The following is a 13789-nucleotide window of genomic DNA, read 5'->3' as shown; positions in this document are numbered from 1 at the left end:
CAAGAAGTACCCCCCCCGCGGAAAGCTGCATCATGGTCCATTTAGGCACGTTCGGCTTTGTCCGATAGCCGACAATGTCGGGTAACGTAATAGAATCTGACCAATCACGTTTCTAAATGCTTTCTGCTTTGGCACGGTACATGCGAGGCTACCCGCAAAACGAGTGCGGACGAAGGAAAAGTCTCCCATGGTAACGAAAACCGCTGCGAAGGATCACAATGGGCACGAACAATCCGCCGCTTTCGCCCGAGGACGTCGAACGCTTCGGGGCTGATCCCCTTACCAGCTTCCGCACCAATCTGGCGTCGGTTGAAGAGCGCATCACGCTTGCTTGCGCACGGGCCGGGCGCGACCGTGCCTCCGTGCGGTTGCTGCCGATCACCAAGACGGTACCGGCCCATATCCTGCGATATGCCTTCGACGTCGGCATCAGCACCTTCGGCGAGAACAAGATCCAGGAGGCAATGACAAAGCGCGAGGCGCTTCACGATCTCGCCATCGACTGGAGCATCGTCGGACATCTGCAGACCAACAAGGCCAAATATCTGACCCGCTTCGCGCGTGAGTTTCATGCGCTCGACAGCCTGCGGCTCGCCGACCTTCTGAACACGAGGCTGGAGCGCGAAGATCGCTTCCTCGACGTCTATGTGCAGGTCAACACGTCTGGCGAGGACAGCAAGTTCGGCCTCCATCCGAACGCACTGCTGCCCTTCGTGGAGACCCTCGATCAGCTTCCCCGTCTCCGGCCATGCGGGTTGATGACACTTGCGCTGTTTTCCTCCGACATGGCCAAGGTGCGGCCTTGCTTCATTCTGCTGCGCCGGCTGCGGGACAAAGCCGTGAAGCACAACGCCGCGCTCACCGGGCTCTCCATGGGTATGACCGGAGACTTCGAGGAAGCCATCGAGGAAGGCGCCACTGTCGTGCGCGTCGGTCAGGCCATCTTTGGCAAGCGGCCGACGCCTGACGGCCACTACTGGCCGGGTTTCGCCCCCACCGACCGAGGAATTGAACCATGATTTTTCGCAAACGGCCTGTCTGCTTTTCCGATCACCCCCGCCGATCGTTCCGGCCGGGTCGACGTTGACGCGCTACGGAAACTGGTCTGCCGGCTGATCGCGGCTGAGGTCGATTCCGTCGGCCGGCTCGGCGGCACCGGCATTTATATGTATCTGATCGCGACGAACGACGCTGCGCACAGCTCTACATATAGCTAGGGTGTGAAGGCGTGCGCTAGCGCTCGCATCGGTGCTCCCTAGATCTAATTTGAAAGCGCTTCTAGAAACTACTTCGTTCCCGTGAGCCGACAGGCAGCTTTCGGGCCCTAATGCGACACATTTGGTTCTCGGCTCGGAAGGGTCTTGGCACAACTGAGCCCATGACGAATAGCGGATCCCAGCATGTGAGCGAAGTCGTTCTGACGTTGTTCGATGTTTGTTCGCACAAAGTCGCATAAGAGGCACAGCGGAACGGGAGCTGAGCAGTTCCTGAACCGCCCGGCGCCTCCAGCGGCGATAATAATTCAGATATTCGCAGATGGGTCGCTCCACTTCCCGATCGGCGAACACCAGCAAGGATATGCCCAGGATACCGCATGGTCTTCGGCGTATACGGCTAGGTGAAGAAACGCACTCTCACAATTATGGACAGGCTACGGCCGTTCGGCAGCGGGCTTCGTCGCTGGCGAGGACGAGGGTGTCGGGTCTACGACGAAATGTCGGAGGTCGGACATGGAAGGCAGCTTACCATTTAGGTCGTTGAAAGCTTTCTTCCTTTGGCACGATTAGTGCAACGGATGATCCGCAACGTTGCACACCCGACACGATGTGAGGGGAGCGTCATCCAGATGTTTGCGTTGACCGTCCCCTCAGTCCCAGTGGCAGCCGCGCAGGCGCTGGGGTCGCCGGCCAGTCTGATAGCTCATGGATCCAGTCGGCGGAGACAGTAGATAGAATGGGAGAGACACCAGTATGAACTGCGAATGTGATATGGTTGCTTGGGTAAGTGCCATCGCCTTGCTCTGGACGGCCACCGCTGCATCGGCGAACGAAGGCATCTGGATGCCGGCCCAGATTGCGGAAGTCGGCGCGGCCATGCGCGCGGATGGGCTCCAGATCGATCCCGCGCAGCTGAGCCGTCTGGGCGCTGCCCCGCTTAACGCGATCGTTTCACTGGGCGGATGCTCCGCCTCATTCGTCAGTCCGCAAGGGCTGGTCGCCACCAACCATCACTGCGTGCTGGAATCCATCCAGTACAACAGCAAGGAGAGCCAAAACTATCTCACCAACGGGTTTCTGGCGAAGAGCCTGGGTGAAGAATTGCCTGCGGCGCCCGGCAGCCGCATCTATGTGATCGAGGATATGCGGGATGTGACCGCTGACATGCTCATGGGCGTCTCAGACAAGCTGAACGGCTTTGCCCGCTATGAGCGGCTCGAAGCGAACCGCAAGGCGCTGATCGCCGCGTGTGAAGAACAGCCCAATCGCCGCTGCGACGTAGGGTGCTATTATGGCGGCGCCTCCTACCATCTCCAGCAGAAGCTCGAAATTCAGGACGTGCGCCTCGTCTATGCGCCCGGGCTCGGCATAGGTAACTTCGGCGGCGAAACGGACAATTGGATGTGGCCGCGCCACACAGGCGACTTTGGCTTTTATCGCGCCTATGTCGCCCCTGATGGTTCATCCCGGCCTTATGCGCGCGACAACGTGCCCTACCGGCCGAAGAACTGGCTGCGCATCGCCTCTAAAGGCGTGCAAGAAGGCGATTTCGTGATGGTCGCCGGCTTTCCCGGAGCAACCAATCGGTTCCTCACCGCCGATGAAGTCCGGTTCAACTTCGCGCACTACGAACCACTGTCCCAGCGTTTGCTCTCGGATTATGCGGCCCAGATCAAGCAAGCCACGGAAGGCAATCGCGAAGCGCAGATCCGCTACGCCTCCATCCTGCGGGGCGTGGAAAACTACAAGAAGAAGCTGGCGGGCGATCTAGCCGGCGCCGACGCGATCGGCCTCGACGCGCGGAAGGCTACCGAGGAGGAAGCTTTTCGCGCCTGGGTCGCTGAGTATCCCGTGCGGCAGGCGCGCTTTGACGCAGCAATCTGCGAACTGGACGCGATGGTGGGCGAGAATAGCCGGGCTTCGCTGGCGAGGCTGCGCCAGGCGTTGCTCAATCGCGCGCAACTACTGTCATCGGCACGCACTCTCTATCGCTGGACAAAGGAGCACGAGAAGCCCGATGAAGACCGTGAAAGCGGCTTTCAGGATCGTGACCGTAAAGAAATCTCGGATCAGCTGACGCAGATCGAACGCCGCTATTTGCCAGACATCGATCGAAAGCTTTTCGAGGCCGCACTCGACGAATATCGCCGGCTGGATGCAAAGGACCGCGATACTGCTTTCGAAAGCGCTTTGGGCCAAATTGGCCTTGACCGACTTTATGCAGGCACCAAACTCGCAGACACGGCAACGCGGCTCGGCTGGCTTGACAAGCCCGCTGCTGCCTTCGAGGCGTCCGAGGACCCTTTCATCAAGCTGGCGGTCGCTCTCTATCCCGGCGACATCGCTGCGGAGCAGGCTGCGAAGGACCGCGCTGGACGCAGCCAGGCTGCTCGTGCCATCTATATGCACGGTCAGCGTGCCTACCGGCAGGCAATCGGCCGGCCGATGAATCCCGACGCGAATGGCTCGCTGCGCATCACCTGGGGCAAGGTGGCGGGGCGAACACGCGACGGGCAGATCTGGACGCCCTTCACCACGGCCGAGGGACTTCTGGCCAAAGAAACGGGCAAGGGTGAGTTCGACGCTCCAGATGCGGCTATCGCAGCGATCCGAGCCAAGGATTATGGCCCCTATGTCGCGCCGGCGCTGGGCACGCTGCCGGTCAACTTTCTGTCCACCGCCGACATCACCAACGGCAATAGCGGCTCGGCAACGCTGAACGGACGCGGCGAGTTCGTGGGGCTCGCCTTCGATGGCACGCTTGATGGAGTGATCTCCGATTGGGCATATGCCGCAGACCGCAATCGCAGCATCCATGTCGACAGTCGCTTCATGCTCTGGACCATGGACAAGATCGACGGCGCTAGCCGGTTGCTCAAGGAGATGGGAGTGCTGCCGGCGTCGCGCTCCTGAGCGGGGTAGTCTGGCGGTAGGCGCACGCGTCGGCCTCAGCCAGCCAGAACGGCACTTCGGGGACATTGACGTGAGCTTAGCGCAGCGATCGTTGATCGTGCCCGAATCGGCCGGCGCTCCAATGCATGCGCAACATTCAAAGGTTCGCCAGCGCCTGAGCCGTTGCCGAATACCCCTTGGCATAACTTCAAATGACGTAACTCTGTGCAGTCGCACCGATGCGCCTGAACATCGCACTTTCATCTTTTTTGCGTGTTTCGCAAACTCTGGACAGGGCTAAATTGCGGACGGCTGTTTCGCTAAGTCCACGCACAGCTTTGCCGGCGTCTGTCCTCGGGAGAGCTGGCTTGATTTGTCTGAACAGTTTGGCGAGGACCGCGAAATGAAGGCAGCATAGGGAATGGAAGCGCAACGGGCGACGACTCGATAGAAGCGGTTCACCCGTTCGACCAGCGAAGTGACGTTCGTTAATCGCACTACTCAGGGTCCGAGCTGAAGCCCTCCACAAGGAGCGGTTTTTTCTTGAGCATGGCCTCAAGAGACGTGTCGAGGTTATCGTGCAGGCGTTTAGCATGATCCCGCCGATGGTCTCAGGCACAGCTCGTATAGCGACCATGCCCTTCCGGCTGGTTGAGCATTTCAAGAAAACCTTCCCCCTGCGGATCATCGAACTTCCGCTGCCGCTTCCCGCATTTACCGAGGCCGTCCAATGGCCCGCCCTTCACAACGGCGATCCGGCAAGTATCTGGATGCGAGAGATATTGTTACAGGAGGCGTCTCGAATGACTTCTCCGCGGGACGCCAAAAAGGGTCGCGTGCACCCCTAATTGACTCCCGCGCCTCACGCCGCCACTCGCGTCAATAGTCCGTGTCGGACGAGATCGATACTCGCGGCAAGTGCGCCTGCGAGGTCGTCCAGCGGGTGGGCTGCGTCGACAAACGGTGCGAATGAGAAGGGGCCCGCATAACCGCCATCAAGCAGCGCCCGGATCTGGCTGCCATTGTCGGAACCGAATAGGACGCGATCCGGGTAAATCCAGTGGATCGGATCGTTCACGCTTGAAATGTGCACGAGACCAGTCAGTTCGCAGGAGAAGAATGGCTCCCCGGCGAGCGTGTGATGAAATGTGTCGTGCACGAGGCGGAAGACGGACTGGCCATCAATGGCGGCAATGGCCTTAGCCGCTTCGTTCTTCGATCGAAGCGAGCAGGTCTGGAAGCCCAGCGGCTCGATGAGACCGATCAGGCCGCGCGACTGGAGGATCGGCTTGAGCGCCTTCAAGGCAAAGCGGAGATCGCCCCGGCGCTCGCCATTGGCGGGCCAGGAGCCATCGTTGACCGGCACCAGCATGAGTGTCTTGGCTCCGCAGGCCGCCGCATAATCGGCGAGCTTGCTCGCTTCGGCTTTGCGGGCGGGAGTCCACTCGTTGAAGCGCTGCAAGGCATTGATGGAAATAATCCCAACGCCTGCTTCGGCGGCGGCAGACCGGACGTCCGCCGCCGGCATGCCGCGTGCAACAGCATAGCTGTGCTGTTGGCTGCGGATCTGGACATCGGTCAGGCCCTGGTCACGGGCAAAAGCGAAAAGTGCCCTGACGTCGAGTCCGGGCGTCGCCATGTGGTCGAGTGCAAAGCGCATGGCTTGGCTTTCCTTCTATGTTCCCGGAAATTTCTCTTTGACGCTATGGCGACACTTGACACTTAAGACAAACGATTAGATCAGATGTTTTTCATCTGAAAAGGAGATGGCTGAGGAACAGCGCCGACCTCAGGTTTTTCCAGGCGGGTTGTGGGAGCAAACAGCACGGATTGGAGCACAATGGCTGGCCAGGGCGCTCCGCTTGCGCGTGCCATGCGGCCAAACTCATTTCGACATCGGTTAAGGAGCTTGAGGTCAGCGCTGCTGCTCTTAAGACCGAGGTTCAACAATCAAATCGAGATCAGTAAGTGTGACTGTCGTCGAAGGTGACCCGCAGCAGCCGAGTGCCCCATCTGTGAGATGCCTCTCGTTTTGCTAAAACTTGGACAGATCACACGATCTTCGCATGATGGGGTCGGAACAAGAACTGCTCAAAATCGTACGAGGCATTTATCAACCAAAGGCAGCTACGGATGATTTGATGATGATTCCTCCACCCAGGCTACGGCGCATCTGACGCCCCGTGGCGACGCGAAAAACTCTCAGTAGCTGCAGCGCCGGCGGCACGCGCGACCAGATGGTCCTCAAGACTTCTAGACCATACCGGGTTTTCCGAACGGCGCTCCCGGATACCACGCGCTGTGACCATCGGAAGCCAACCTCGTGGAAATACAGGTCGGCATGCTGCGGGCTAATATGATGAAAGACGCCGGCGATGGTACGGCGGACGCAGGAGTTGAAGCCCTCTACCGAATTGACGTGGACGGCATCGCGAACATACTCATCACTGGAACGCTTCACGGTCTCGTGCTTGGCAAAGCTCTCACCAATGGCCATGAATGCTTTCCACTCGTCGCTCATCAAATGAGCTCTCGACTCGATCTGCGCTTCAATGACGCGTTCGCTTGCTAGCGCTGAGAGACCGGTCACGACCGCGGCTCCGTTGCCCCACAGTCGAGAATGCGGATGTCGGGTGTGTGCATCGGTGATACATGCTTGCGCCGCGCGATAGGTCTCGGACCGCGCGTGGAAGGTGCGCATCCAGCCGATCTGGTGCGCGCTGATGCCCTTGGACGCGCTCGCCATTCGCTTCGGACCGAGGTTGGTCGCATCGGCCAGCACGCCAGCCAAACCCCAGCCTCACGCGGCGGCGATGATTTCGAATTGCTCGGCGATGGCGGATTTGGATTGAAGGCGTACCTCGCCTGTCGTTTTCCATCATGTGGATCCCGCCCAGCGTGGCGATAGCGCTTGCGAATGATTCGAAACCGAGATAGGCCGCACACGACAGTTGATGCGCCGGTGGTCCTGCTCGATGCGGTTGTCGAGGTACTGGCTCTTTCGGATGCGGATCGGCTTGAGCTGCCGCCGCGACCGATCCCGCAGCCGGCTTTCCGCGTCACAGGAAAGGATCGCCTCGCGATTCGTCTGGCTGCCGTCGATGACGATGCGCTCGGGGCGGCCATGACGCTGCAACGCCTTGCGCAGGAAGCGTTTGGCCGCCGGCAGATCACGATGCTCGCTGAACCAGAACTCGACGGTGTCGCCGACGCTGTCGATGGCGCGATAGAGATACATCCAGCGGCCGCGAACCTTGATATAGGTTTCGTCGATATGCCACCTTCCGCCGACGGCACACTTGCGCCGATTGAAGCCTTTCAGCAGCAAGGGCGAGAAGTGAACGACCCAGCGGTGGATCGTCGAATGATCGATACTGATGCCGCGCTCGGCCATCATTTCCTTCAATTCGCGAAGGCTCAAGCCGTAGGCCAGATACCAGCGAACGCAAACAGAATGACGGACTAGTCGAAATGGCGGCCCTTGAACATCTGAACTCTCCGGCGAAACACCAGAGGCCGTGCCATGCGCCTGGTTACCGAAGACTTTGCAACACAGCCTCGGTGCACATCTTCTGCTGAAAACCCGCACGCAGACCCTCGATGGCTCCCTGCGGTCGACCTTCCGGCAATGGTATCCCGGCATGGCGAACGACAATCACGAGAACGGCGAAATGGTCCGCGCGGCTTGACCGCCCCACAAATCCTCATGCTCCCCTCGTACGGGCGTGAAGCATCTCGAGCATCGCAGGCCCGGCGCGCTCGACGATGGCGACGCCGGCCAGCAATCCTGCGCGCAGTTGCGGGGCAGGATCGGGTTAGCCGCGGAAGGAAGCGGCTTCCATTGCGCATGGGGATATGGAACCAGTCGAGGACATGCTCGCTCGCCTGCGATCATTTCCGCGTGCGACCGGACTTCTTCCCAACTGGCCGGTACGAAAGGTAATATCCTGATTGGGTCTGGACGCCTGCTTCTTGAGAGGGTCGAGAGTACGCCGTTGCAGCTCGCGATCATAGCCGCGCCGTCTTCAGCCAGCGAGCGGCCTACGATCAGCTCGAATTTTTCTTTCGGTCGTCACGGGGCGGATGTACTCGGGAACCGGGCAGGTTCACGCGGGCAAGCATCCTGCATGAAGGATAACCGACAGGCGAGCGTTACCGCTTTCGCTAAGACGCCGCCAATTCCGGCGGCATTGGCGGCCAAGCGAGCGCCGTTCGACGCGCAGGCTATTCGCCGTTGGACTTTAGGAAGGCGACCGTCGCTAAGATCAGCTTGTCCACGGTCTTGGCACTCTGTTCAACGCCGAAACCATGATCAATGGGTTCAGCCCACAGTTCTTCCGGACCGTCGTGATAAGCCAGCAACGACTTGGCGAGAACGGGTTGGGGAAAGACGATGCTATCGCGCGTGCCGACCGCGAGGAACAGCGGCCCCTTGTAGCGCGAGATTTCGCCGGCAGGCTGCACCGCGTAGAGGCTCTCGAAGAAAGCGGCCTTTTCAAGGGAATTTCCTTCCCATCTCCGACGCGCTTGGCCGGATAGACTTTATCGCCCGCTGTCACAGCTTCCGCCATCTGCTTTTCGCCAAATATGGAGATGAACGCTGCCGGAAGATTGATGCCGGGGTTCCAGAGCACGACAGACTTTAAAGGCGTTTTCGTCCGGCCGGCAACTGCTGTCGTGACCGCACCGCCCAGGCTCATTCCCATCAACGAAATACGTTTGCCGTCGATGCTGTCATGCGCCGATAGGAAGTCGAGCGCTGCTTGTGTGTCCGTTATCTCGGTTTCGACGGTCATGTCTTCGAACTTGCCGTCACTCGCGCCGCTGCCGCGAAAATCGATCCGAAGCGAAGCGATGCCATTCTTTGCGAGCACCGGCGCGGCACGCCCGAACAGGCCTTCCTTCACCGCCTCCGAACTCCATTCGTTGCGGCTGCCGGTGAAACCGTGAAGCATCAGGATGACGGGAGGATTCGCGACATCATCCGGCCTGACCATCGTGCCTACGATTGTCTGGCCTTCGACTTGGAACTTGATGATGGCCTCCTTGGCTTGCGCCGAAACTAAAAAAGTTGTCATCAGCATTCCCAGTGACGCTGCAACGGTTCGGTGTAGCTGTTTCATAGCTGCTCTCTGCTTGTTGTTTGAATTTGCGCGGCCGGTCAAAGCTGTTGGCGCGGCCGTATCGGACTGGCATTAGACATTGACGTCTTTCACCGCCGCGATGCCTGATTTCCGCGAAGCTCGCCGGTTATGAATTGAGCTCGACCAAGGCCGAAGGACCAATTCGCGTCACCATTTTCTACGATACTCACCACAACATCTGCAGGGTCGATCGCACACACATCCAAAAGCCCTGCCGCAACGAAACGATAGAAGGCCTGTTTGTCGTCAGTTGACCGCGCTCGCGAGATCACCTCGATAATGATCAGCCTGTCACTAAAGACCAAGACCGGTATCCTCCGCGCGCACATGCGATCTCTCGTATTCGATCAGGATCTGATAGCGATCGGCTGGCGGTACATGAAAAGCCCTGACCACCGCCTCATGGATGCAGTCGAGGATCTTGTCCTGCTCCCCAGGCGATCGGCCCTTCAGAAGGTTAATTTTTATCAGCGGCATGGGTCGTGCTAGGAAATAGGAAAGAGGGCGGGGACGCGCACTCGGCGTCCCGGTGAATATTCAGATTGCCCTCGCCGGTAGGCCGGTTGGGGCAGCCTCGGGTTCCCCAGCCAGCGCGCAGGGGAACCAGAGAACATTTACGACTGCGCTCATGATCGCGATCGCAATGGGATAGGCCAGGCCCGCATAGATGTTGCCCGTGTAGGCAACCAGCGACAGGTTAATGAGGGGAACAAAGCCGCCAAACACGCCTGTGCCGATGTGATAGGGCAGCGAGAGCGAGGTGTAGCGCAATTTCGCCGGGAAGAGCTCGACGAGGAAAGCTGCCATAGGGCCATAGACCAATCCTACGAAAACGAGTTGGGCGACGATCAGCGCTGTTACCAAAACGAAGTTCTGGGCAGCGACGGCGGCGGCGATGCCCTGATAGATTGGAACATAGAACGCGGCTGCCAGAATGAAACCGGTGACAATCAACTTGCGGCGGCCGATCCGGTCGGACAAGGCGCCGAAGAAAACTATGAGGGGCGTTCCGATCACCAAAGCAGCAGCAAGGCAAATGTTCGCTGTTAGGAAGTCAAGCTTCAGCACGCTTTGCAAGAAATACAGTGCGTAGAACTGGCCTGTATACCAAACGCACCCCAGGCCGGCGGTCGCCCCGAACAGTGCAAAGGCTGCATAACGCACGCCATGACCGGTGGCGAAACTCTCACGGATTGGGCTCTTTGCGGTCTTCCCGCCTTTGCGAAGCTCCTCGAATACCGGGGATTCGCTCAGCTTGAGGCGCAGATAAAGGGACAGCACGATCAAAACCGATGATAGCAGGAACGGAATTCTCCAACCCCATTGCTTGAAGAGTTCTTCGCCGAGCGACAGCCGGCACGTAAGCACGACGACAATCGCCAGAAAAAAGCCGACGGTTGCCGTTGTCTGGATAAAGCTCGTGAAGAACCCGCGCCGGTTCGCCGGTGCGTGTTCTGCAACGTAAACGGCGGCGCCGCCGTATTCGCCGCCGATCGCCAATCCCTGGATGAGCCGAAGGACCACAAGAGCGATCGGCGCGAAATATCCCGCGGTCTCAAAGGTTGGCAAGACGCCGACGAGCGCGGTCGCAATGCCCATCAGAATGAGCGTCATCAAGAACGTGCTCTTGCGTCCGACGCGGTCGCCGATGCTGCCGAACAGCAGGGCTCCCAATGGGCGCACGAGGAAGCCTGTGGCAAAGGTTGCGACGCTGATCAGAACAGCTGCCGTCGGTTCATTGGCAGGGTAGAAGAGCGTTGAGAAGAAAATCGCCAGACTTCCGTAAAGATAGAAGTCGTACCATTCGATGACCGTGCCGGCGCTTGATGCAAGGACGACGGTCCAGATACCTGGTTTGCGGACCGAGTCGCCCCTTTCCTTTAGCTGTTGCATGCTGCAGTTCCCCTTTATGTTTTTGAAAGTAGTCGGCCCTCTCTTCAGGGCCGTGGTAAGTCAGCTCGCGATGCACTGATCGAATGCGTAGACGCCAAGTCTTTCGCTTGCCTCGCGCACCGTTCGGCGGACGATGTCCTTCGCCGACGGCAGATCGTTGATGAGGCCCACCGCCTCACCCACAGTCACGTTGGCCGTGTCATAGTCGCCAGAAGCCCATGCCGCCTCGACCTTCGACAATTCTTCGGAATGCAGCGTGCGCAGCTCTTCTTCCCGCCCGTGCCACTTGTCGATGAAGCCGTTTTTGAGCAGTCGGCCGGTATAGCCAGCGGGCCAGGCCTTCTGACGGACGATATCGTAGACGGAAGTCCGGATTGTCTCGTCGCCAGAGGCAGCGACTACCTTGTCCTTGGCTGCCGGATGGATGAGCGACTCGCGCGTAGCCCAGAACCTGGTTCCCATCAGGACCCCGTCTGCTCCGAGCATCAGCGAAGCGGCCAGGCCCCTACCGTCGGCAATGCCGCCTGCCGCCACGACAATGACAGAAGGCGAAATCTTTGCCACCAGATCCACGACTGCGGGAACGAAGGGCATCGTTGACCGCGCGACCAGGCCATGGCCGCCGGCCTCGGTCCCCTGAACAATAAGAACGTCGGCGCCAACGTCGATTGCGCGCCGGGCATGTTCGAGTGTGTGGATCATGCAAATCAGCGGAACACCCGCCTGCTTGACCCGTGCCGCGAGCTTCGCCGGATCCGAAAACGAAAGCATCATCGCGGACGGACGCTCCGCAAGTGCGCGGTCAAACAGATCAAGGTCGGCTTCGACTGCCCAGGCGATGAACCCGCAGCCAACGCGTTCATTGGTGATCAGCGACGACTCTGTTTCGTACCATTGACGATCAGCATATCCCCCACCCAACAGGCCCAGACCGCCGGCGTCGGCGACGGCGGACGCAAGCGCGCCACCCGCGACCGGTGTCATCGGGGCAAGGATGATGGGATGCTCGATTTCGAAAAATTCTGTCAGACGCGTTCGTATCGTCATCAATACTTCTCCCAGTTTGAGGAATGTTCCCGGAAATTTTTCTTCGACGGTATTGCGACACTTGACTTAAGACAAACGATTAGATCAGATGTTTTTCATCTGAAAAGGAGATGGCCGATGAACAGCGCCGACCTCAGGTTTTTCCAGGCGGTGGTGAGAGCAAACAGTATCGGAGCGGCTGCCGGTGTACTCAACACGGTGCAATCCAACGTCACCGCGAGAATAAAATCGCTTGAGGAGGAAATCGGTGCTCCGCTTTTTCATCGCTCCAGGCGAGGGGTTACACTGACAGCCACCGGCATTCAGCTCGTTCCCTATGCCGAGCGCGTGGGAGAGCTTCTGGACGAAGCCAAGCGCGTCGTCACAGACCGCGGTACGCCGTGCGGTTTACTCAGGATCGGCTCCATGGAGACCACTGCAGCGCTTCGCCTTCCACCGATCCTGATCCGCTATGCTGCAGAATATCCAGAGGTCGACGTACTGGTGGAGGCTGCCCCGACGGAACAGCTCGTCAGCGAGGTCGTCGGACGCAAACTGGATGGCGCGTTCGTCTCCGGCCCCATCGCTCATCCCGAACTGAAGAGCCTATCGATCGTCGAAGAGGAGCTCGTTGTGATCTCCTCGCCGCGGTTTCGCGAGCTTTCGGATCTGAAGGCCTTGGCCGCATCGCCGGCTCTGAAGGTCCTCGCTTTTCGATCGGGCTGTTCCTATCGCCGGCGCATGGACATGTTCCTGGCGGCGTGTGGGGTAACGCATGTCCGCTGGATGGAACTCGGAACAATGGACGGGATCATCGGCTGCGTCGCCGCCGGGGTAGGGATGGCCATGCTACCTCGGGGGGTCGTTCAGGATGCGGCAGCCGACGGACAGGTCATCATACACCAGCTACCTGACAATCTGCGGTCGGCGCCGACTGTTTTTGTGACGCGGAGCGACGAGTATCTCTCCGCGGCACTTCAGGCTTTCATGGCGGTGGCGTCTGAGGCGCATTCACGGCCTCAGCCGGCAGGACCAGAGCCGGCCCGACAACTGCAGCGGGCTTAAGAAAGGTGGAGCAAAAACAAGGGGTCAGTCAGATCTATCTGATGCATCACCAGCATCTTTGCGATATCGCCCGGCGGGTTTGCCCCAATGCGCGCATACACGAGCTGGCCGTGCCGCTCGAGCCGGAACGCCGAGCTGCGTGACACGTCGAAGCCCCAGAGCTGCCCTATCAAGGCCGGCCGGGCCGGCGACCAGCACCCGGCAGCCGGGCAGCGCGCCAAAAGGACCCCGCCCGTCATATGAACTGCATCCCTCATAGTGCGTCGCAACATTTTGATGCTGCACTGCGGAACTTTGCGGTAAAGCGGGAGTTCTCTGTGCTTCTAGCAAGCGAGGGCTCGATGAGGCGCTACAAGATTCTGCCGTCGGAACCAGGGCTGTGGTCTGTGATCGATAGCCTGACAGGGCTTCCCGCCGAGAGATACGGTCGGCCGCTCACCGGGCTGACCCGGTACGAAGCCGAAGAGGCTGCCTTTAACCTCAGCGAGAGCACTCCGCCATGGATGGCCTTGGTCAGACGTCGCAGACCTTAATCAAGGCTGCCGAATCCAC

At 59.5% G+C, this 13789-nt stretch carries 11 protein-coding genes and 4 pseudogenes; 5 read left to right on the top strand and 10 right to left on the bottom strand.

The features are described 5' to 3' along the window. The first annotated feature begins 218 nt into the window (after positions 1 to 218). The 4 genes and pseudogenes from AC0L2M_RS19615 to AC0L2M_RS19600 all read left to right on the top strand — a co-directional run. Positions 219 to 1019: a YggS family pyridoxal phosphate-dependent enzyme gene (locus tag AC0L2M_RS19615; protein WP_473535645.1), complete on the top strand. Its 801-nt coding sequence runs from the start codon at positions 219 to 221 to the stop codon at positions 1017 to 1019. A gap of 15 nt (positions 1020 to 1034) precedes the next feature. Next, a pseudogene (locus AC0L2M_RS19610) lies at positions 1035 to 1175 on the top strand (dihydrodipicolinate synthase family protein); the annotation flags it as partial. 813 nt (positions 1176 to 1988) lie between these two features. Continuing rightward, the gene (locus AC0L2M_RS19605; RefSeq protein WP_473535644.1) at positions 1989 to 4130 is read left to right on the top strand and encodes a S46 family peptidase; all 2142 of its coding nucleotides are present in this window, start codon (positions 1989 to 1991) and stop codon (positions 4128 to 4130) included. Positions 4131 to 4636: 506 nt separating this feature from the next. Beyond that, a pseudogene (locus AC0L2M_RS19600) lies at positions 4637 to 4957 on the top strand (type 2 periplasmic-binding domain-containing protein); the annotation flags it as partial. Positions 4958 to 4971: 14 nt separating this feature from the next. Here AC0L2M_RS19600 and AC0L2M_RS19595 read toward each other — a convergent pair. The 9 genes and pseudogenes from AC0L2M_RS19595 to AC0L2M_RS19555 all read right to left on the bottom strand — a co-directional run bounded on the left by AC0L2M_RS19595 (position 4972) and on the right by AC0L2M_RS19555 (position 12193). Next, a complete protein-coding gene (locus tag AC0L2M_RS19595) occupies positions 4972 to 5769 on the bottom strand; it encodes a TIM barrel protein (RefSeq protein WP_473535643.1) in 798 nt (265 codons plus the stop codon). A gap of 453 nt (positions 5770 to 6222) precedes the next feature. Beyond that, complete coding sequence (locus AC0L2M_RS19590) at positions 6223 to 6891, bottom strand: IS1595 family transposase (RefSeq protein WP_473535678.1); 669 nt, start codon at positions 6889 to 6891, stop codon at positions 6223 to 6225. A gap of 18 nt (positions 6892 to 6909) precedes the next feature. Continuing rightward, positions 6910 to 7598 (bottom strand): annotated as a pseudogene (locus AC0L2M_RS19585) (IS6 family transposase). A gap of 354 nt (positions 7599 to 7952) precedes the next feature. Continuing rightward, positions 7953 to 8219, bottom strand: a pseudogene (locus AC0L2M_RS19580) (ISKra4 family transposase); the annotation flags it as partial. 155 nt (positions 8220 to 8374) lie between these two features. Further along, positions 8375 to 9232 carry an alpha/beta hydrolase family protein gene (locus AC0L2M_RS19575; RefSeq protein ID WP_473535642.1) on the bottom strand — a complete coding sequence of 286 codons (858 nt, stop codon included), beginning with the start codon at positions 9230 to 9232 and terminating at the stop codon, positions 8375 to 8377. A gap of 89 nt (positions 9233 to 9321) precedes the next feature. Then, positions 9322 to 9558: a tautomerase family protein gene (locus AC0L2M_RS19570; protein ID WP_348626643.1), complete on the bottom strand. Its 237-nt coding sequence runs from the start codon at positions 9556 to 9558 to the stop codon at positions 9322 to 9324. Next, positions 9548 to 9730 carry a tautomerase family protein gene (locus AC0L2M_RS19565; protein WP_473535641.1) on the bottom strand — a complete coding sequence of 61 codons (183 nt, stop codon included), beginning with the start codon at positions 9728 to 9730 and terminating at the stop codon, positions 9548 to 9550. Before AC0L2M_RS19565 ends, AC0L2M_RS19570 begins: the two co-directional genes overlap by 11 nt. 60 nt (positions 9731 to 9790) lie before the next feature. Further along, a complete protein-coding gene (locus AC0L2M_RS19560) occupies positions 9791 to 11146 on the bottom strand; it encodes an MFS transporter (protein ID WP_473535640.1) in 1356 nt (451 codons plus the stop codon). 60 nt (positions 11147 to 11206) lie between these two features. Next, positions 11207 to 12193: an NAD(P)H-dependent flavin oxidoreductase gene (locus AC0L2M_RS19555; RefSeq protein ID WP_473535639.1), complete on the bottom strand. Its 987-nt coding sequence runs from the start codon at positions 12191 to 12193 to the stop codon at positions 11207 to 11209. Between AC0L2M_RS19555 and AC0L2M_RS19550 the strand changes: the two genes are divergently transcribed. Beyond that, positions 12149 to 13237, top strand: coding sequence for a LysR family transcriptional regulator (locus AC0L2M_RS19550; RefSeq protein WP_473535638.1), 1089 nt, complete (start codon positions 12149 to 12151; stop codon positions 13235 to 13237). The two genes, AC0L2M_RS19555 and AC0L2M_RS19550, sit on opposite strands and share 45 nt — an antisense overlap. Here the strand turns inward: AC0L2M_RS19550 and AC0L2M_RS19545 are convergent. Then, positions 13234 to 13476 carry a hypothetical protein gene (locus tag AC0L2M_RS19545; protein WP_473535637.1) on the bottom strand — a complete coding sequence of 81 codons (243 nt, stop codon included), beginning with the start codon at positions 13474 to 13476 and terminating at the stop codon, positions 13234 to 13236. The genes AC0L2M_RS19550 and AC0L2M_RS19545 overlap by 4 nt on opposite strands. Positions 13477 to 13789: the final 313 nt, after the last annotated feature.

This window comes from Mesorhizobium sp. WSM4806 (genome assembly GCF_055811635.1).
This window is presented reverse-complemented; position numbering and strand designations above follow the sequence as displayed.